Origin of the sequence: Brunnivagina elsteri CCALA 953 (assembly GCF_002289455.1) — a bacterium.
GTDB classification, from domain to species: Bacteria; Cyanobacteriota; Cyanobacteriia; order Cyanobacteriales; family Nostocaceae; genus Brunnivagina; species Brunnivagina elsteri.
Map to the genome: position 1 here is coordinate 1 of NZ_NTFS01000073.1, position 20169 is coordinate 20169.

The 20169-nt window shown below is 38.5% G+C and carries 17 protein-coding genes and 1 pseudogene; 8 read left to right on the plus strand and 10 right to left on the minus strand.

Translation table 11 applies throughout. From position 1 onward, the window contains the following. Positions 1-196: 196 nt before the first annotated feature. Both CK510_RS09130 and CK510_RS09135 read left to right on the plus strand, forming a co-directional pair. Positions 197-607, plus strand: a complete 411-nt coding sequence (locus CK510_RS09130; RefSeq protein WP_095721407.1) for a hypothetical protein — start codon at positions 197-199, stop codon at positions 605-607. Between the two features lie 180 nt (positions 608-787). Further along, complete coding sequence (locus CK510_RS09135; RefSeq protein ID WP_095721408.1) at positions 788-1294, plus strand: 2TM domain-containing protein; 507 nt, start codon at positions 788-790, stop codon at positions 1292-1294. 13 nt (positions 1295-1307) lie between these two features. On the opposite strand, the gene CK510_RS09140 is transcribed toward CK510_RS09135, so the two are convergent. Beyond that, positions 1308-3125, minus strand: a complete 1818-nt coding sequence (locus CK510_RS09140) for a TM0106 family RecB-like putative nuclease (protein ID WP_095721409.1) — start codon at positions 3123-3125, stop codon at positions 1308-1310. 148 nt (positions 3126-3273) lie between these two features. Here CK510_RS09140 and CK510_RS09145 point away from each other — a divergent pair, with 148 nt between their 5' ends. Then, entirely contained in the window at positions 3274-4428 is a 1155-nt protein-coding gene (locus CK510_RS09145; protein WP_095721410.1) for an aminotransferase class V-fold PLP-dependent enzyme, read from the plus strand. A 183-nt stretch (positions 4429-4611) separates the two neighbouring features. Here CK510_RS09145 and CK510_RS09150 read toward each other — a convergent pair whose 3' ends face one another. The 3 genes from CK510_RS09150 to mutS form a co-directional block, all read right to left on the minus strand. Continuing rightward, a complete protein-coding gene (locus CK510_RS09150; protein ID WP_143289251.1) occupies positions 4612-4827 on the minus strand; it encodes a hypothetical protein in 216 nt (71 codons plus the stop codon). Between the two features lie 159 nt (positions 4828-4986). Beyond that, positions 4987-5532: a hypothetical protein gene (locus CK510_RS09155; protein ID WP_095721412.1), complete on the minus strand. Its 546-nt coding sequence runs from the start codon at positions 5530-5532 to the stop codon at positions 4987-4989. A 23-nt stretch (positions 5533-5555) separates the two neighbouring features. Beyond that, positions 5556-8132, minus strand: coding sequence for a DNA mismatch repair protein MutS (mutS, locus tag CK510_RS09160; RefSeq protein ID WP_095721413.1), 2577 nt, complete (start codon positions 8130-8132; stop codon positions 5556-5558). Between the two features lie 318 nt (positions 8133-8450). Here mutS and CK510_RS09165 point away from each other — a divergent pair. After that, positions 8451-9424 (plus strand): annotated as a pseudogene (locus CK510_RS09165) (HindVP family restriction endonuclease). Positions 9425-9432: 8 nt separating this feature from the next. Further along, positions 9433-10422: a DNA cytosine methyltransferase gene (locus tag CK510_RS09170; protein ID WP_095721414.1), complete on the plus strand. Its 990-nt coding sequence runs from the start codon at positions 9433-9435 to the stop codon at positions 10420-10422. 202 nt (positions 10423-10624) lie between these two features. Here the strand turns inward: CK510_RS09170 and CK510_RS09175 are convergent, their stop codons facing one another. Beyond that, a complete protein-coding gene (locus CK510_RS09175) occupies positions 10625-11872 on the minus strand; it encodes a tRNA nucleotidyltransferase/poly(A) polymerase-related protein (RefSeq protein WP_095721415.1) in 1248 nt (415 codons plus the stop codon). Positions 11873-11991: 119 nt separating this feature from the next. Between CK510_RS09175 and CK510_RS09180 the strand changes: the two genes are divergently transcribed. Next, positions 11992-12240 carry a Ycf34 family protein gene (locus CK510_RS09180; protein WP_095721416.1) on the plus strand — a complete coding sequence of 83 codons (249 nt, stop codon included), beginning with the start codon at positions 11992-11994 and terminating at the stop codon, positions 12238-12240. Positions 12241-12372: 132 nt separating this feature from the next. Here the strand turns inward: CK510_RS09180 and CK510_RS09185 are convergent, their stop codons facing one another. From CK510_RS09185 to acsF, 4 genes are all read right to left on the minus strand, one after another. Next, a complete protein-coding gene (locus tag CK510_RS09185) occupies positions 12373-12954 on the minus strand; it encodes a YdcF family protein (RefSeq protein WP_510788921.1) in 582 nt (193 codons plus the stop codon). Between the two features lie 384 nt (positions 12955-13338). Continuing rightward, positions 13339-15588 (minus strand): CHASE2 domain-containing protein, encoded by a 2250-nt coding sequence (locus CK510_RS09190; protein WP_095721421.1) that lies wholly within the window; start codon positions 15586-15588, stop codon positions 13339-13341. 416 nt (positions 15589-16004) lie between these two features. Beyond that, positions 16005-16643: a hypothetical protein gene (locus tag CK510_RS09195; protein WP_211293134.1), complete on the minus strand. Its 639-nt coding sequence runs from the start codon at positions 16641-16643 to the stop codon at positions 16005-16007. A gap of 360 nt (positions 16644-17003) precedes the next feature. Further along, positions 17004-18080 carry a magnesium-protoporphyrin IX monomethyl ester (oxidative) cyclase gene (gene acsF, locus CK510_RS09200; RefSeq protein ID WP_095721418.1) on the minus strand — a complete coding sequence of 359 codons (1077 nt, stop codon included), beginning with the start codon at positions 18078-18080 and terminating at the stop codon, positions 17004-17006. Between the two features lie 437 nt (positions 18081-18517). On the opposite strand from acsF, the gene CK510_RS09205 reads away from it, so the two are divergent. Further along, on the plus strand, positions 18518-19030 hold the full coding sequence (locus CK510_RS09205; protein ID WP_095721419.1) for a TM2 domain-containing protein: 513 nt from the start codon (positions 18518-18520) through the stop codon (positions 19028-19030). Between the two features lie 67 nt (positions 19031-19097). Here CK510_RS09205 and CK510_RS09210 read toward each other — a convergent pair whose 3' ends face one another. Continuing rightward, a complete protein-coding gene (locus CK510_RS09210) occupies positions 19098-19571 on the minus strand; it encodes a DUF2996 domain-containing protein (RefSeq protein ID WP_095721420.1) in 474 nt (157 codons plus the stop codon). A 326-nt stretch (positions 19572-19897) separates the two neighbouring features. Here CK510_RS09210 and CK510_RS30910 point away from each other — a divergent pair, with 326 nt between their 5' ends. Beyond that, positions 19898-20095: a hypothetical protein gene (locus CK510_RS30910; RefSeq protein WP_143289252.1), complete on the plus strand. Its 198-nt coding sequence runs from the start codon at positions 19898-19900 to the stop codon at positions 20093-20095. Positions 20096-20169 lie beyond the last annotated feature (74 nt).

A 20169-nucleotide genomic window follows, 5' to 3' on the forward strand; every position in this document is an offset into this window, starting at 1 on the left:
ATATAACATTATTTCGATTTAGCTTACCATCAGACTTATCTACAAATAACTATTAGTTTTTTATTTATTCCGAAAAAATTAATATTTTTTTCCCAATCTATGAATTCAAAATTACCTTTTTTTTGTCAAAAATGATAAATACTGAATTAATGGGAAAATTCGTTAGAAAAATAGTAAGTAAAAATTGCTCAGGGATATGATAAATAATATACAAAATCCGACTATACCCGCAACGAGTATTAATAGTTCTAACAGTAATACTCAGAGTGTAAAAAAAACTCAAACTATCGAAATCAATGATGGCAATCAACAGCAAATTAACCTGCCAAATACTGCTATCGCTTTAGCTGGGAATTTACTGGCATTTACATTATTTTGGACTGGTTTATTTGTGATTTTATCAAGAATGAGAATTTCTTGGCAAAATCGTAAAACTCCTATCTCTACAGATACAGATAGCAATTTACCTTGTTCTAAATGTAAATTTTTATCCCACAACCATTATCTCAGATGTGCAGTTAATCCTGCTGCCGTGTTAACACAAGAAGCAGCGAATTGTGCTGATTTTTGTTCCCATGAAGAAGAGGGAATTATAACTAAAAAATAAATAGGTTTGAAGGAATAGTCGAGTGTACGGGAATTTGGAATTGAGTTGTGGGGAAATCCATATACTACAGTCTTGTGTTAGATTTGCTAGTCTGAGGATAATAGAAGCAGTGCTGACACAATCAGATGTATTGGTTAAAGATATTTTTGTCACCTTTCCCCGCACTCAGGATGTAAAATAATGACTAATTCCGAGAATAACAAGCCAATTCGCTTATATAGTCAAGAAGACATACAGCAGATTCTCCATCTTGCGATCGCACGTCAAGTGGATAATGATGATAGGGAATTTTCCTATGAACAATTACTCGAAATCGCGAATGAGTTGGAAATTGCTCCAGAATCCCTGAAAATCGCTGAAACTGATTGGTTATCCAAGCAAAGCGAAACTCAACAACGTTTAGCTTTCGACGAATTCCGTCAAAAACGCTTTCAAAAACGTTTGGGTAATTATGCCATATTTAACGGTTTTCTAATATTTGTCGATTTTATTGGTGGTTTCACTATTTCTTGGTCACTTTATCCATTGTCATTTTTTATACTAATTATTGGCTTAGAAGCTTGGAATATTTTTAATGCTAAAGGTGAAGATTACGAGATTGCATTTCAGAAATGGAACCGCAGACACATGATGAAAAAGTCCTTGAATAACTTGGTGAATAAGTTTCTCAAAGCGGCAATTGGATAAGCGTATTGCCCTACTATTCGCCATTATCGCGAATAAACTCAACCAACCAATTTTTGACGCTGCGGGTAGCTCGACAGTCGTCTTCATTGTAGCGTTGAATGACTTCAAGTAAAGTGCGATCGCCTGTTTGTAACCATTGGTCATACCAGTAAATACACTTAGCTCCACTAGCTTCATTATCACGCCATTCAAAACCTAACCACTTTGCGATCGCTTTGAGTGCATAGCTTTCAATTGGTAGTGTGACGCTTTTAATTAGTTCTTCATATACATCGACAAAGCGACTGAGTACGGGTAAAACGGAGTCATAAGGGGTGTGATATAGTTTAGCTAGTCGTTTGACGGTATCGAATTCATAAACGCAAAAATGGTAAATAGGAGCATCGGGATAGCGATTTACCAAGTTCAAAAACTGCTGCCAAATGCTTTCTTCTTCTTCAACATTTTCCGCTAAAAAAGAATAAAATTCTTCTGTTTTGGCTTGTTTATCAACTACCAAAACTCCCAATAAATAATTCAAATTTAAATCGGGTTGCGCTTCAATATCGAAATATAATTCAATTTGGCAAGGAACATGAACGTTTCTAATAGCAATTTGATTTGGACGAAGGGTAGATAAACTAATATATTCTCGTTCAATAACTGCTTCGTCTTTTTCAATTTCTTTTTCTTGTACTAATTCAGGAATAGGAAGAATAAAAGGACGATTTTCAACAATAGATTTAGCCTGAATCACAATTTTTACAGCAATTCGACTATCGAATCCCGGCAAATTTTCTAAATCAATCGGATTCATCTTTGCGAGAGATTCAGGAGAGGTAATATCTAAAGTTTGAAGTTGATTATAGCGAACTGGTGTCACACCAGGCAATAGTGACAAATGTTGTTGTTTTTTAGCGACTTCATAACAAGTGCTATACCAATGGCATAAATTGCATTTTTGTCGAGAAATAAATACTTCAGGAGCAGTTTCATCTGCCAAATTTTGCAGAAATTCCAATAGAATTCGCTGCATTTGGAACATCCAGCGTCGCAAATCTACCGGATAACCTGCATCTTTTCCACGTAACATCAACCAAGCTGCTTGGGGTTCCAAATCTTGTACGATTCCCAATACTTGAGCATGATATGCGACAACTACTTGATAATCTTGTTTAGGACGTTTTCCAAGTTCGATTGATGCAGGAATATACATCCAATCACCAAACTGAGATTTACCGGGTTGTTTAATTAGTAAATCGGGAGAACTAATTAATGTATGTTCTTGTCCAACTAAAATATCGAGTTGAGGATTAACTTGATTACTTAAATTAGAAGAGTTTTTTTCTAAAGAATTTTCTAGAGAAGATTGTAAGTTACTCTGAAGTTGAGAATTAGGATTATGATTATGAGAAATACTGGTATTATAATTTACTGAAGTATTTGCGATCGTGTAACGGCTCTGCAAGGGCATCGCGACTTGTAATTTATCTTGCCTATCAACCTCAACATCGTTAGATTCCAACCCTTCCAAACTAATAGGTAGGGGTAAAGTATACCATTGAATATCAGAGAAATTAGCGACAAGAACACCCTGATAAATACAATCGACACCTTGCTGCATCAATTCTAGAGTCGCAGCAGCACCTGTACGCCAATCTCGGCGGTCATGGGATGGTCGAGTATAATTTTTATCTTTAAGTATACTTAATTGATGGATACTTTTATCTTGTTGGAGTTTAATCAACAAATCAGTCGGTTTATCGCGCTGCGAGCGCTCGCCGTGGATATCTAAAAACGGTCGGCGTTTACAGCGTTGATATTGCAGCAACAGGTCGGCATTTATTAACATTACTCTAAGCTAGCAAACAATTAGCAATAATCGAAGTAACTGCTATCACTAAAGTCAATGTTGCTAAACTTACCGAAAAAGCCAGAAGGAATAAAATATATTTTTTGTCCTCTGTCTTCTACCTTCTCATCCAAATGCTCATATAACTATGAACCATCGCGCATTATTTCCAGCCTTAGCAAACAAGTCTTATTTTAATTATGGTGGACAAGGACCAATGCCGCAGACTGGGATAGAGGCAATTATGCGATCGCACCTCAAAATGCAGGAATTGGGACCATTTGGGAATAGAGTTATTCCTTGGATGAACGAGCAAACCGATTTATTAAGAAATGCGATCGCATCCCACATTCACACCACTCCAGAAACAATCACCCTGACTGAAAATGTCACCGTTGGTTGTAATATTGCCATGTGGGGTATAGATTGGAAACCAGGCGATCGCTTATTGCTGACGGATTGTGAACATCATGCTGTGATTGCGATCGGACGAACCTTGGAACGTCGTTTTGGGATAGAAGTTGCTACTTGCCCAATCCTGAATGCTAGTAACCCAGTTGATGCGATCGCACAATACCTCACTCCAAATACCCGCTTAGTGGTGGTCAGTCATATACTCTGGAATACGGGACAAGTTTTAGAACTGGAAAATATCTCCCAAGTCTGTCATCAAAATCATACGCTGCTGCTGGTAGATGGGGCACAATCCTTTGGTTCTATGCCTCTGGACATGAATCAATTAAAAGTAGATTTCTACGCCTTTACGGGGCATAAATGGATGTGTGGTGCTGCTGGTTTGGGTGGGTTGTATGTGGCTTTGGAAGCTAAAGATAAATTATTACCGACATTTGTTGGTTGGCGAAGTGTAACTACCGATACACGAGGCGATATTAAAAATTTTCAACCTGATGGACGTAGCTATGAAATTGCAACTTCCAATTATGCTTTATTTGCTGGCTTGAAGGTGGCTATGGATATCCATGAGCAATGGGGGAATATTGAATTGCGCTACGAACAAATACTGAATAATAGTAAATATTTATGGGAAAAGTTACAGAAAATATCAAAAATTCAATGTTTACTATCTTCACCTCCTAAAAGCGGTTTAGTCTCATTTCAACTTACCAATCCAGAGCCAGGAAGCAGCCAAAAATTAGTGAATTATCTCGAATCCCAAGGAATATTTACCCGCACTATTGCCAATCCTGATTGTATTCGTGCTTGTGTTCATTATTTCACCTTAGAATCGGAGATTGACCAGTTAGTTGAGGGAATTAGTCAGGAGTTAGGAGTTAGGAATTAGGAGTTAGGAGTTAGGAGTTAGGAGTTAGGAGTTAGGAATTAGGAATTAGGAGTTAGGAGTTAGGAGTTAGGAGTTATGTAAGCTACAGAATTGAATTTTGTGTGAAGATGGAGATATAGCTTCTAGACAAGAGCATAAATGGGTTTAATTTACCCCACTAATTGATTCTGAATTCTGATTGCTTCAAAGGAACCAACGATATATTTTTGTCCAAAAGCGATCGCCAAAAATTACTGATAATAAACCAAACATTACTGAGAAGATAACCCATCCCCAGAATAAACCAGCCATTGTTGTCGCACCAAAGACAAAATAACAGCTAGTACCAGCGAAAAGTCCAAATATGAAACCACAGCCGAATCTGGCTGTAAATTGGTATAAATCAGGCTTGTTCTTCATGGGTACTACTTTGTCGGTATGAATTATTACTTTTTCTTGCTCTAGATTACCCAATCATGAAGGAAAAGTATCAAACTTAGAATTCGTCAGTTGACTTGTTGACTTTGCGATCGCGCTAAAATTGGAGGCTGGTAAACCAAAAATCAAAATTAGCATCCCTCAAGATTTCAGCCTTTGTTGTGCAGATTTTAACAATTTTTGGGCATCTGCATGGGCAGTGGTTCCGGGTTGAATAGATTTTAATTCTTTGATAATATAGTGTAATTCCAAAATATATGTTTGACGCTTTGCTGATGTCGATTCAGCGAAAGATTCAACACGATCGAAAATATTATCTAATTTGGCAGATGCATTTGCTTCTATTTGGATTCTAGTTTGAATAATTTTCAGATTCTTTCCATAGGTTTTGAGTAATTTTTGTGCCTCTGCATATCCCGGTTCTCCTTCACCAATATTTCCTAATTCTGCGATCGCATTCTGCCATTTTTCTGCGATCGCTTCCCAAATTTGAACGGGATGTGGGGGTTTTTGCGAGGATTTAGCAGCAGCAAATGCAAATTGCTTGGCTGTCTGGATGTGTGTCAAATTTTTTAACATCCATTCACTTTTTTCTGCTAATTGTGATTCTAAGCTCTCTGCTTTTGCACGTAAATCGGCATATGTATCTTCTTCAACGGTTTCTGTATCAACATCATAATCTTCCAATCCGTGTAATCATAATAATCCGTTTAATCCGTGTTCAAATTTTGCAACCCCAGGGAAATCTTACTATGCTGCTCGATTTGCCCCATGACTTGCTTTGCCCGCTTAATCACAACTGGAGGTAAACCAGCTAATCTTCCCGCTTCAATTCCGTAGGATTTTTGCGCTCCCCCTGGTTGCACTTGATGTAAAAATATAATTTGGTCGGGCATTTCCTTCACTGTCACTTGATAATTCGCCACATTCCCCAAAATACTTGACAATTCATTCAATTCATGATAGTGAGTTGCAAAAATAGTCCTAGCTTTAATATCCGTCGCTAAATATTCTGCCACAGCCCAAGCGATAGAAAGTCCGTCAAAAGTCGCTGTACCCCGTCCAATTTCGTCTAATAAGATGAGCGATCGCGATGTGGCATGATTAAGGATATTTGCGGTTTCGTTCATCTCCACCATAAAGGTAGATTGTCCGGTTGCTAAATCATCGACAGCACCAACACGGGTAAAAACGCGATCGCATATTCCCAACTTCGCATACTTGGCAGGGACAAAACTCCCAATCTGTGCCATTAATTGGATTAAACCCACTTGACGCAAATAACAACTCTTCCCACTGGCATTGGGACCCGTTAATATGACTAAATCGGGGGATGAATCTTGTTTTTGCTCGTTACCCAAATTAGTCGAATTCGGTACAAAGAAACCCGCAGGCAATGACTGCTCCACCACTGGATGTCTGCCATCTAGTATATATATCTCCCTGCCCTCAACAATAGCAGGACGACAATAACCTTGAATTACCGCCAATTCTGCCAAACCACACAACACATCAGCAGCTGCGATCGCACGGGAAAGGTTGCGAATTGTCTCCGCATGGTTAGCAACTTCTTCCCGCAATGCGACAAATATCTCATATTCCAATTGAAATAAGTCATCTTGAGCATTGAGAATCCGGGTTTCCCGTTCTTTCAACTCCGCCGTAATATATCTTTCCTCATTTGTCAAGGTTTGTTTGCGAATATAATTTGAGGGAACTTGGTCGGATTTGGATCGGGAAATGCTAATGTAATAACCAAAAGTCTTATTAAAACCCACCTTCAAGGTCGGTACACCCGTTCTTCCCCGTTCCTCAACCTCCAAATTCGCAATCCACCTTTGGTCTTCCTCCACCAATGCTTTACGCTCATCCAACTGGGGATTGACACCACCACGAATGACACCACCTTCCTTAATTTGGATTGGTGGAGACTCGACAATATGGGCACTAATTTTCCGTCCCAAAACTTCCATTTCTGGGGGTACTTTCTGCAATGCTTTGAGGAAAGGAGAATTTGCTTCCGATACTATATGAGCTAATTCTGGCAACTTCGATAAAGAATCAGCCAAAGCCTTTAAATCACGAGCATTTGCCCTACCTGAACCTGCCCTTCCCGTCAATCTTTCCAAATCGTATATTTGCTTTAATAACTGCCGAATATCGTGACGCAGGGCAGTATTTTCGACTAATTCTTGAATTGTATCTTGACGGGAACCAATCCCCTTAATATCAAGTAGGGGTTGTAATAACCATCTTCTTAATGCCCTTCCCCCCATTGCCGTCGAAGTTCGATCGAGTGACCACAACAAGGAACCGTGGTAAATACCATCACGAACTGTCTGAGTAATTTCCAGGTTACGACGGGTTTGACTATCTACCACTAAAAAATCAGTAAGGGTATAGCTACGAAGCGGTTGCAGGTAAATTTTGCTTTCCTTCTGGGTTTCCTCCAGATATTCCAGCAAACCACCAGCAGCACGCACAGCTAGGGGAAGATGTTCGCAACCAATCCCCTCCAGAGATTTTAATTTGAACTTTTGGAGTAACCTGCTGCGAGCTTCACCGACAGAAAAAGGGATTTGCGATCGCATACAATAACAAAAACTTGCTGGTAAACATTCCGGTAAACTTGAAGATTTTTCACCGGGACGTAATAATGCTCCTAAATCTGGTGCGTTGGTAGGAATTAATATTTCCGCAGGTTGTAACCGCATTACTTCCTGGGTTAAATGCTCTAAATTTGTACTTTGGGTGGTGAGAAATTCCCCCGTGGAAATATCCGTATAAGCTAATCCCCAATTATCCCCAATAATTACCACCGCAGCCAAATAATTATTTTTACTTGCCTTGAGCATTCCATCTTCTAGGAGTGTACCGGGGGTAATAATTCGCGTCACTTCCCGACGTACTAACCTACCTGCTGCTTCGGCAGCATCTTCAACTTGGTCGCAAATAACAACAGCATAACCCTTTGCCACCAAATCTGTCGCGTGACGCTCCCAAGCGTGGTGGGGGACACCTGACATTGCTACCCTTCCCTGTTCCCCTGCTTGCTTGCTCGTGAGAACCAGTTCCAATTCCTGCGCTAACGTTACCGCATCGCTAAAATAGCACTCGAAGAAATCACCAACACGATAGAAAAGTACCGCATGGGGGTGCATTTCCTTGACTTCGACGTAATGCTGGTACATCTGACTCAGCTTGCTGACATCAACCTGGTGGTGGTCTGTAATGTAAGCATTTGCCTTGTTAGCAGTCGATTGGGATGCGGAGTAAGATGCAGTCATGGGTATCGATAACGAAGAAGTCAACCTGACAATATTTGATAATAGCGTTTAGTGGGGTTAACTTGGAAGTGACTTTAAGGTTTATTTATTTTTCAGATTATTTTTTTTTTTTAACGTAAAGAATAACATATCATCTGCTAGTGCATAGCATTGCATAATTATGTAGTTACAAAATATACATTTTTTCAATAAATGACTAAAAATATTTCTAAACCAGAATTATTTGGAATTGCAAACTCTAACAGGGATTTTTCACAACAAGAAAGTTGGGGAAAAAATCAATTTAATAATTCTTTTCCTGCATCCTTAGCATGTTACATGGATTCTTTAGGATTAAAACCAGTTTATTTAATGTTGGACAAGAACCTCGAAGTAACACATGGGAAAATAGAAGTAACCGAAATTTTTGGTATTAAACCTCTCTCTCCTAATTTATTCTTTGCATTTGAGAGTGATTATGTACCATATCGTAAGATAGTGACAGGTAAGTTACCGAGAGTTGATTTAGTTACGCTTGATACTACGTCTGATGCATTTTGTTTGCGAGGGATAGAAATTAAGTTAACAGCATTACCTGACAACTCTACTTACAAGTTGAGTGATGATAAATATGGTTGTGAGATAGTTACTAGACCGGATACGATAGTTTATTTAGCATTAAGCATAGTTGATAAATTTCAAAATAACAGAGATATCTTACTTAATTACCTCGAACCCGTATTTAGTCAAATCCAAGATTGGGCAAGTATAAGAACTATACTGCCTCACATATCAGACATTGCTGATTCTATCGATAATTTACTTATCAATTATATTGATATTCAGACACCTCTTGTGATGCAGCCTGTATGGAAAACAGTAGGGAAAACATCGAAGCTATATAAAAACTGTTTAGATATATTTATCTGGAGTAATTTTGCATTTACGCGGTTATTTTTTGATATGACCAAGAGGTCTATTAAAAAAGAAGAAACAATACAAAGACCTATGCGCTCTGTCATTTGGTTAGGAAGGATGCTATATGACTTTGCACAAACAGGAAAAGTACACCATAAGTTAATTATTGATACTCTGACATACAATACAAAAATGATAAAGCTTTTGCTTTAAATGGTTTAAACACCTTTCATTATATGAAATGTCAAGAACTAGTATCACCAAGAGTAACAAAAGATGAAGTTAGAAGCATTATTTTAGGTGGAGGTCAAAACTTCTTAAGTCCAGAAAGACGCTTTGATGCTATTATCTTGGGTAATCCAGAAATTTTTGACGAAACGCTAAAGCAAATTTGATTACAGTAATGTTAGTACAAAATCTTAGTAATACTTTGAAAACAATCGATTTATTCGCTGGATGTGGAGGTTTTTCTCTCGGTTTCCAAAATGCAGGTTTCGATATAATAGCTGCTTTTGATAATTGGAAACCAGTAATTGAAGTTTATAGAAAAAATTTTCAACACCCCATTTATAATTGTGATTTGGGGAAATTAGACAATTACTCATTATTACAACAATTCAATCCAGATATCATTATTGGTGGGGCACCTTGTCAGGACTTTTCTAGTGCTGGTAAACGTAATGAAGATTTAGGCAGAGGTGATTTAAGTATATCTTTTGCGGAAATAATTGCTGCCATCAAACCCAATTATTTTGTGATGGAAAATGTAGATAGATATACAAAGTCGCGAAAATATACCCAAGTTCGTAATCTATTAAAAATCAGTGGTTATGGGTTAACGGAAGCTGTAATTAATGCGGGTTTATGTGGTGTACCTCAAAATAGAAAAAGATATTTCTGCATCGGTGAATTTAATGGGGAAGATGATAGTATAATTACATATTTAAGAGCGAATTTTGCGAAAAATCCAATTACGGTGCGGGAATATTTAGGAGACAGTTTAGGAATAGAATTCTATTACAGACATCCCCGAAGTTATAAAAGAAGGGCAATTTTTAGTATTGATGAACCAAGTCCAACAATTAGAGGTGTAAATAGACCAATTCCCAAAACTTATCAACTTCATCATCAAGATGCAGCACCAATTACTCAAGAAATTCGTCCACTAACCACAATTGAGAGAAGTTATATACAAACGTTTCCTGATTATTTTGTATTCGATCGATTAAATCATTCTAAAACAGATTTGGAACAGATGATTGGGAATGCAGTACCCGTGAAGCTTGCGGAGTATGTGGGAAGATGTTTGTTGAGTTATATCGAAGATAAAAATACTTGTAAAAATCCAGCTAAAAATAAATTCCAACCAAAACAAATGTGCTTAGGAATCTGAGTTAAATAAGGGACTTCCAGAAAATAAAATATTCAAATCATATACTTACCAACACTATCACGCGAAGGGTGGGGAGACCCTACCCCTACAATTATGGAGAGTTTATTTTTTTGGTGTTCCCTGAAATATGGGTATTGATTATTAGTTGATTGATGTTGGGTTACGTAAAGCCTTCACCCAACCTACCAAGAATTGTACTTAATCAAAACGAATCGATCAATTCTCGTGCGATCGCGATCGCATCTTCCGATGTGGAAATTCTGCCTTCAACTTGTGCGATCGCAATTTCTGCCAGTAATTTACCAATTATTGGCGAAGCGGGTATATTCAATGCTACAATTAGCTCCTTCCCACTAACTAATAAAGTGGGATGAGCGACCGGATCATCAGGGTTGAGGTAGCGGGTGATTAAGGGTGCAATCCCCTCTACCAAGTTATCACGAACTACTGCTAAAACGCTTGTCGTCGGGAATACAAATCCCGCTTCCTGAAACAAAAAATACTGTTCTCGTAAGGGCATCTCTAGTTTACTAAACTTCGGGAACAGTTTCAGGGCAGTAGTAATACTTTTGATTTCTACACGACTGTAGGTTAATTCTGTTAGTTCTATTTCTGCGGTTTCTGGTTCGGAACTAACTAGACATGCGATTTTTGCGATACCCAACCAAGTAGTCTTAATGGTATCCCGCACATATTTATTTAATTCAATTCCCAATTCCTGCCAAGTTTCAGTAAGTTGGTCTGCCACTTTATCAACATTGAGCAGATATTCGCATCCTTCTTTAGTGGTATTTTTAAAGAAAGGTGCAAGCAAACCATCTTCCCAAGCTTGAACTATCCACTCTGTACCTTGGGAATTCACCAGCATGTAACCAAGTTCTGTGCGAAATCGTTCAACTGCTACTTTACCTAAAAGTGGTGCTAACTGACGAATTGCAACTTGAGTTTCCGAGTCTAAAGTAAACCCCAACTGTGCAGCTTGCCGATATCCCCGCATTAATCGCAATGGGTCATCTTCGAGATTTTTTGATGATACCATGCGTAAAATACCCTTGCCGATATCATCATAACCTTGAAGCGGGTCAATAAATTCCTGAGTGTGGGGATTGAATGCGATCGCATTGACAGTAAAATCCCTTCTTCTCAAGTCTGTCTCCAAACTATCCCCTTCCATCTGGGCAATATCAACAGTCGCATTCGCAAATACTACCCGTGCAATTTGTCTTTCCTTATCGAGTAAGACAAACCCAGCTTGGTAATGTGCTGCGAGTTTTCTTGCAACTTTGACCGCATCCTGGGGCAAAATAAAATCTAAATCGAGATATTCGCGCTTTCTTCCCAAGATAGCATCCCGCACCGCACCACCAACTAAATATACTGGTTGCGGTAACAAATCCAAATCAAAAGGGTAATTTTCTGGAGATAGGGAAGACAAAGCTAATTTATACATCTTAATTATTACGTATTTTCATAAAAATCATATTTTAATAAAAATAAATCAAAAGTTTAGTCCATAACCCTTTTGTTTAAGCTAGATTAACAATACAAGGTTTCGGAGTTGATTCTATTATGTGCGTTTGTGTAAACTGCCACTATGTAGACCGTTGCTTTACCTACCACGCTGTAGAAGGGCAACACCAACAGCCACATTTGACGGAAACACCTAATTTTGATCCAAATGAGCCATCCATCAATGTTAACATCCGTTCTCAAGGAGAGGTGATTGAGATGGAATGGGATGTGGTTGGATGTCTGAGTTTTAAAGAAGAGAAGGGTAAATGGTCTAAGTTGCGTCCAGGTGAATTAGTCCCAACTTAAGGGATTTGTTATCAATCGTATCATCCGTAGGGGCAGGGTATCCCCGCCCCTTTTATTGTATTGGAACAATTTATTTCTTGGTTTTGCCTTATCTTATCTATCTACTCCTAATTCCTAACTCCTACTAAATCATCACGTTTTAAATATTAAATAAACAAAGTAAAAATAGGTTTCCCGCACCAAAAATTCCAGTTGACTTTTAAAGCTGCGATAGCGAGTAGTTAGGGTAGCTGATGGATATGCATCGAAACCCAAATCTCTTGCCATCATTACAGCACGTTTCAGGTGTAAAGGGTCGCTGACAATTAGGAATTTATGAGATTGTAAGTCGGGGAATACTGACAATGCAACTTGTTTAGCGTTTTCGATATTTTGATAAGTCGTTCGCGATCGCACTTCGATTAAAATATGACTTTCCGTAACTCCATTTCTGATGGCATAATTTTTACCAACTTCTGCTTCCGATAATTCCTTCCCCGCTCCAATTCCACCAGTGAAGATAATTTTGTGAATATCAGCTTTTTTGTAGAGGTTAATTGCATGATTTATGCGTTCGCGAAATACGGGAGATGGTTCTTTTGCCCAGACTTCTGCACCTAAAACTATTGCAGCTTCGGCTTTTATTTGCTTGGGTATATTGCCATAAGTATAGATATCAATCGCAGCAGCTAGGATGGTGACTATAAATATAGAGATTAATCCTAATAGAATCAACTTTTTTAGTTTATATTTTCTTCTCATGATGTAGTATTATTTAGAGCTAATTAAGTCTATTTGTAAAATCTCTATTTAAACTACAATCTAATATCTGCTTTTTACCGTCGAGAAACCCGAATTTTGCGCCAACCTGTGGGTGTTTTTTTCACAAGTCGTTTTTTTTCGCTGGAAAGCTCCACCAACAGATCCCCGACTTCTAACTATGTTTGTTGTCAGATTTTAGATTTTCGCGCAGAAGTCGGGAATCTTGAACCCACGCGATAAGCAAAGCTTAATGCCAAAGGCATATCGCTCCAAATAACCTCATATTTTTAGCGACATCATGCGATCGCTTGATTTTCAAGACAGTCGCTACAAATCTAAAAAATAGGAAAAGCAAAATCAATCAATCCGCTTCAACTCCTCCAAAACCTCCGCAGCAGATTGATAGCGATCGCTAAAGTGATAACAAACCATCTTATCGATAATTGCTGCGAGCTTATCACTAACTTGGGCTAAATTTCGCCATTCCACACTACCTGTATCGGGGTTGATTTCCAACGCATGGGGTTGTATTCCCGTTAATGCTTGAATCGCAATCATCCCTAAGGCAAAAATATCACTAGATAAACGGGGATGTCCCACCAATTGTTCTGGTGCTGCGTAACCCCTAGTACCAATTGCAACCGTGGCTAGTTCGGTTTTTTCGGTATTAGCTGGTTGCATTTTTTTTACTGCACCAAAGTCAATCAATACCAACTTATTATCTTGGGAATTGCGAATAATATTTTCGGGTTTGATATCACGGTGAATAACCCGATGCTCGTGGACAAATTTCAGCACATATAGGACACTTTTGAGCATTTCAATTACATATGCTTCATCTTTAGCATTTTTTACCGATGATAATTCTTGATTCAGCGTCTTCCCTTTGACATACTCTTGAACCAAATAAAACTCTTGATTCTCTTCAAAAAACGCCAGCAAGTCGGGTATTTGGATGTGTTTACCCAAAATCAATAAAATCTCAGCTTCCGCATCAAATAGCCTGCGAGCAACCTCCATAAATCGAGCATCTCGACGTGCGGGCATTAATTGTTTAACGACACAAGTAGGATTACCAGGACGTTGGGTATCTTTTGCTAAATAAGTACAACCAAATCCCCCAGAACCCAAAACTCGACTAATTTCGTATCTACCACTGAGGAGAAAATCGCCCGTGTTGCGTTGGGGTGTATCGACTATTACGTTGCTTGGTAAAGAAGTATCGGAAATGCGGGTATTTTCTTTGAGTAAAGCGCTTAATTGTGCGATCGCTTCCTGTTGTTTTTCAACTTGGAGGATAATTATTCTGGTTTCGATTTGGGTACGGTAGGTGGAATATGCCATCACACTAACACCTGTCATTAACAAAGCCATTGCTGGGGGTACTATAGGAATCCAAGCAGCTTGGAGAAACAGCAAATAACATATTCCCAGCAATCCACCTATACTTGTAGCACCAACAACCAATAGCATCATCGGGTTGCGAGTTCTCAGGGCTAAAACACCGCCAAAAACTGCCCAAAGCCATATCCAGCCTATTTCTTGCCAATCCTGTAAATACCAAATTTGGCGTTTTCCATCGAGAACAATACTGAGTATCTGACTGACTGTCTGTGCGTGGATGAATACTGGAGGTGTGCCAAAAGGTTGGTTAGAAAGTGCGCTGTAAGGTGTAGGAACTCCCCTATCTGTGCTATTTGCGGTATTGCCAATAATGACTAATTTATCTTTGATTAAATTAGGATTAACTTTGTTGTTTAAAACATCTGTAATCGTGACTTCTTTAACTAAGGAGTCGGGATGACGGTAATCTAGCATGATTTGATACCCACCATCATCCATTTTTTCGTAGCTACCATCCGTTTTCCGTAAAGGTGGTATGACTGTTTTGCCCAATACCCAATCCTTATTTGGAAGAAAATCCTGCTCAATATTTTGTTTTTGCAGATATGCTAATGCCAGTAACGATGCAAAAGAATAGGAAGTATTACACTTTTTATCTGAAGAGTCAGCAAATAACAAAGCTCGTCGAATAGTGCGATCGCTATCTGGTGCTAGGTCATTAAAACCAATATTGTCTATGATAAAGTTTGATGGAGGTGGAATTTCTGGGTCTTTTAAACTACTAAATTTACAAACACCAATAATATCGCTTTTATTTTTAACCCCATCTCCAAAATTAGTTTGTTGGGGACGATAAATATTCAAACCAATCACACGGGGTTGATACGACTCTAGCTTTGCCAACAATTTATTCACTGTCGCATCATGTAACGGATATCCCTCACGTTGAATATCATCTTCCGTCACTTTCACCACCAACAAGCGATTATCGGGAGTAGTCGCAGTACGGGAACGAACCATATAGTCGTATGCAGCTAATTCCGATGATTCTAACCACTGTAAATGACGCATTCCCGTAATTAAAGCTGTAACACTTACACTTGCAACCAGCAACAGCGATAGTTTACCCTTGGGTTGATTATCCTGCACATCTTGCACTGACAAGTCATTCGCTTGTCTGTCAGCAACCGAAATTTCACCATGATTATCTTTGACATCCAGCTTGGTATTCAGAAACCTCATTTTCTTGAAAAGTCTAATCATCATGGCATTGTGGGAACTGCTCAAAGTGGTAGATGTTACAAGTGGTAAGGATTCACGAAATTACCCCAAGTAATACAAGTGTAGCAATTTCACAGAGAATCAAATAAAAAATTCTCAAAAAGAATTAAATAACTAGAAACAAACATACCCAAGAAACCGGGTTTCTTTCAGAACTAAGTATGACTAATTGTGCTGCAACACCAACAGAAACCGGGTTTCTAACCTCAACGATAGGCTAAATGAAGCGAGGTTATTTAGGTTTTTGCGTCGAGTTAGTCATACTGAATTGAGATTTTAGATGGGGTAGGAACCCGACTTACCAGTATATTTAAGATTTTCGGAATGTATAAATATTTTCGACTACCACTTACGAAGAATTGTATATTAATAAACCCACATTCCTTACTGAAAAATCCCTAATTCCCCAACATCCATTCCAAAACCACACCTAAACGACTATCTCTACTTTTCTTAGCATTCTGCTTTTCAATATCAGTCGAAATTCGTAATTTCCGAGTTACCGCATACCCAACCGAAAGTCGAGTTAAACCAACCTCTTCCGCAGTTCCTGGTGCAATCCAACTTTGAGTCAGGGACATATCTGCACCACCACCACGAGACAACACAAACAACAACTTTGCACCCAAATTTACACCATCGGTAGAATATTTCTCCGCTTCCAAATGCCGATAACCAAGAACAGGGGCAATATTCACATAACTACCCAAAGGACGCAAATAGTAATTAAAATTTACACCATAGGAATGTTTATTATGATTAAATGCTCTGTAATAATCTCCACTGACTGTAAATCGACTATTCCCGATAAAAATATCTTCCACACCCAAATTCATACCCCCAGTTTGCGAATAACCTAAACGTAAACGAGTACGAAAACTAGGTTCATTCTTAATTTCATCCAAAATATTCGGTACTTGACGCTGCCATCGTTGCAAAACTGGACTTTTTTGAATTACTTCTGGTTTTAAATCCAAATCTAAACCTAAATCCTGTGCTGATGGTAAAGTTTGACACCAACCAGGATTTCCCCACATACCCAATCCAGATAATGCGATACCTACGGTAAGCTCCGCGATCGCAATTAATCTTGTAACCTTAGACTTATGATTAATTAACAAAATATCCTCTATCATAAACTGTTTTTTATTCATAAAATATTCATAATTCTTAAACTAAAGATAGCTTCACAAAAAAAGTGGTTCCGCAAATACGAAACCACTTAATTATTTACCAGATATACTGTGAACGGCTTAAAACTTTTCTAATATAGAAACCCTCTCCAAACCTCTCCCCTTACTAAGGGAGAGAGGCTTAAGAATATTGGTTTTAGATAATTAAAAAGTCCATATTCTAAGTGTTTTTAGTATAAATGATGATGGATGATGGGCGATAATTTACCGAGCCATACCATGAGTAGGAACTGTATCAATCGTCTTCAGGAAATACAGCTTCGTGATTTGCCAAGCATTCGAGAAGTAGTAAGGCAATTTTTGGAAGAATTGCACTGGTTTTGGACTGTTAGAGCTAACAATTTCCGTTAACTTCTCATTATTTTTGACACAAATCTCCAAGCGATCGTAGAATTCAGGATGGTCCACATTCAACTTCACAGGGAATACACGACCAGCAGTTTCGTTGGTATTTTTAATTACTTCGTATTCAAACTCACGGGTATTCAAACCCAGCGATTCGTAGAACCTGGTGCGTTGAATGTCATTTAGATACATCGTCGCAAACACCGATAGCAGGAAGAAACGACACCATAAACGTGCTTTCCAGTCAGTTAGAGTTTGGGGTTGTGCCCGCATTACCGCGTCAAAAAAGTCACCATGACGGTTCTCATCTTGACACCAGTTTTCAAACCAACGGAAAATCGGATAAATGCGATCGCTCGGATTTGCTTCGAGGTGACGGAAAATAGTGATATAACGCCAGTAACCAATCTTCTCAGAAAGATAAGTCGCGTAAAAGATAAACTTCGGCTTAAAGAAGGTATAACTACGGCTCTTGGTCAAAAATCCCAAATCTAGGGATAAATTAAAGTCAGAGAGTGCTTTATTCAAAAAGCCAGCGTGACGAGCTTCATCCCGTGACATCAAATTAAAGCCTTCTGCCAGTAAAGGGCTTTTATTTTTGAGACGACGACCAAGTTCTTTATACAGCAAAAAGCCAGAAAACTCAGCCGTACAGGAACGTTCGAGAAATTCCGCAAACAACTGACGAGTTTCCCCATCAATATGATCCCAGGATTGTTCAAATTGTTCATCCCTAACGAAGTGATGGCGATTGTAGTCAGCACGGAACTCTTCAATGATAGCTTTTAGCTCATCTTCATTGACAGATAAATCCATCTGTGCCATCTCATCAAAGTCCGTAGTATAAAACCGGGGAGTCAGCAAAGTTTCCTTCGCTGGGACTTTTGTCCCCGCACGCATTTCTTCAAAACCTGGTTTTTTTAGGGAATCTACCATGTCTAAATTGCTCTTGCTTTTTTTTAATTTTTGAATGCACCACTAAACCATTTAGATAAAGGTCTTACAGGCGCAATCAACGACAATAATTGTTAAGTATAAACCCCAGTCTACCAAGATATGACGCAAAAAAAGGAGAAAAAAAACGTTAAGAGTTGCAACAAATCTCGCTGATTGGGGAGGAGGAAGGGAAAAAATCATCCGGTTGGGTGATTCGGTTGGAGGAAGTCGGTTAATTAAATACCCTGCATTCTTAAAGATGTAACAGTTAAAATAGGATCATATATTTTTAAATATTACCGTGGGCATGGAAATAAACCAACCTAACCATTTATACAATTTCAAGTATTCTCGTCACATTGCAACAGTCAGAAATCGTCACAAATCCCAGCAGCCTAAATTAAATTCTTAAGCTAAATATTTTGGAGTAAAAATAAATGAATATTCAACAACAACAAATTGTAACTCAACAGCGTCAAGACCGCTTGGTGATATCCTATATTTTATCTGGATGTTTTTTTGTTGGTTTAGGGGGATTGCACCGTATTTATAATGGCAAAGTTGGAACTGGTATCTTGTGGTTGCTAACTGGTGGACTATTTGGAATTGGACAATTTGTCGATTTATTTTTAATTCCAGAAATGGTTACAGAGCGGGAGATACAATTGCGTTTAAAAGCTGGTTTATCTCCCTTTGGAGTACCTGAAAATCAATCAGTGGTTGCCGAAAGATTATATGATTCGCCAAAAGAAAAATTGATGGTGCTGTTGATTGGGGCAGCCGAAGAGTACGCTGGTAAAATCACCGTTACCCAAGGTGTAAAGGTCACTGGAGCAAGCTTTGTGGAAGTTGAAAGCACATTGAAAGAAATGCTTAAATCGGGGTATGTACATGTAGATAACGACCCCACTACTGGAGCCGTTACTTATCATTTTCATGAAATTGGTTAATTGGGATTGGGGATTAGGAAATGAGTCTTTTACTTCTAATTCCTAACTCCTAACAATTAACCAAAATCTAATTTCTTCCCAACCACTTTTGACCATTCAAACGGTAAACCAATCTGGATACCAACATATCTAGACTGACTTTGCGCTCGTCAATTAGAAACGATTCGAGAGTACTGGGAACCTTCCCTTCATTACAAGAAAAAGCCTTTTTGCCTTGAATATTTTCCTCTGGGAAATATAAATTAAATTGACGATAACCGTTTTGCCAGCTACCAATAACTTGCCAACATTCACCGAATTGCACCCCTCGAACCGGGATTTCTTGCTTTGCAAATGATAACGTTAAATCGCGCACACCTTCAGATGCGATCGCATTTTGTAAGGCTGGTACATAATCTTGCTGCATGAAGTCCAAAAACGGCTTATCCTCAACAGTAGGAGCCTTTTCTTTCTTCGCTGCTGCGGGTTTTGCTGCTGCTGGTTTGTCAGCAGTACTGGGAATATCCTGCTCATCTTGATTCTGATTATTTTCTTCTGCCATAGCTAAAGTCAATCCTTATGTCTTGCTAATAAGCGTGAATCGGCTGCAAAACGCAACACAAGCACTCACTTTGAGGTCATGATTCCCTTTCATTTTGACATACTAATGCTGATGGGATTGATTGTAATGCTTCTATATTAACCATTACAAACCTTAATGGAGAGCAAGTCTTCCCATGCTCATAACTAAGTTTCTAATTGTATTATACTGAATTAATCTTGTCTCAATGTATTCTGATTAACTTGATAATACATAGGTATCTAGGTAAGGTTTTGGAGATTATCGTTCTGTTTAACCTTAATTAGAAAATGAGTTAGGAAATAAAAATGGTATATCTTTTCTTGTTATTTTTTATTCTGATTGCACTAAGTCTAAGTCATAAAAGCTACGTATTAGATAGTTCGAGAATTTACGAAAAAGCTGAGAAGAAGTCGGCAGAACAGCCTCAAGACAACCGAGGAAGTGGACGACGTAAATTACAGACTAGTTATTCACTAATTATGCATACAGGCATCTCAATCTAAGAGTATGTTTGAAAAGTCGGACAAGGTATAAATTGTCATTCTGAGTGGAGTCTTACGGAACGTACGCGCTACGC

Coding starts and splice junctions, on each gene's coding strand:
- CK510_RS09170 (WP_095721414.1), top strand. CDS start 9,433: ATGTTAGTACAAAATCTTAGTAATACTTTGAAAACAATCGATTTATTC.
- CK510_RS09140 (WP_095721409.1), bottom strand. CDS start 3,125: ATGTTAATAAATGCCGACCTGTTGCTGCAATATCAACGCTGTAAACGC.
- CK510_RS09130 (WP_095721407.1), top strand. CDS start 197: ATGATAAATAATATACAAAATCCGACTATACCCGCAACGAGTATTAAT.
- CK510_RS09175 (WP_095721415.1), bottom strand. CDS start 11,872: ATGTATAAATTAGCTTTGTCTTCCCTATCTCCAGAAAATTACCCTTTT.
- CK510_RS09195 (WP_211293134.1), bottom strand. CDS start 16,643: ATGTGGGGAAATCCTGGTTGGTGTCAAACTTTACCATCAGCACAGGAT.
- CK510_RS09205 (WP_095721419.1), top strand. CDS start 18,518: ATGAATATTCAACAACAACAAATTGTAACTCAACAGCGTCAAGACCGC.
- CK510_RS09135 (WP_095721408.1), top strand. CDS start 788: ATGACTAATTCCGAGAATAACAAGCCAATTCGCTTATATAGTCAAGAA.
- acsF (WP_095721418.1), bottom strand. CDS start 18,080: ATGGTAGATTCCCTAAAAAAACCAGGTTTTGAAGAAATGCGTGCGGGG.
- CK510_RS30910 (WP_143289252.1), top strand. CDS start 19,898: ATGGTATATCTTTTCTTGTTATTTTTTATTCTGATTGCACTAAGTCTA.
- CK510_RS09145 (WP_095721410.1), top strand. CDS start 3,274: ATGAACCATCGCGCATTATTTCCAGCCTTAGCAAACAAGTCTTATTTT.
- CK510_RS09190 (WP_095721421.1), bottom strand. CDS start 15,588: ATGATTAGACTTTTCAAGAAAATGAGGTTTCTGAATACCAAGCTGGAT.
- mutS (WP_095721413.1), bottom strand. CDS start 8,132: ATGACTGCATCTTACTCCGCATCCCAATCGACTGCTAACAAGGCAAAT.
- CK510_RS09150 (WP_143289251.1), bottom strand. CDS start 4,827: ATGAAGAACAAGCCTGATTTATACCAATTTACAGCCAGATTCGGCTGT.
- CK510_RS09180 (WP_095721416.1), top strand. CDS start 11,992: ATGTGCGTTTGTGTAAACTGCCACTATGTAGACCGTTGCTTTACCTAC.
- CK510_RS09210 (WP_095721420.1), bottom strand. CDS start 19,571: ATGGCAGAAGAAAATAATCAGAATCAAGATGAGCAGGATATTCCCAGT.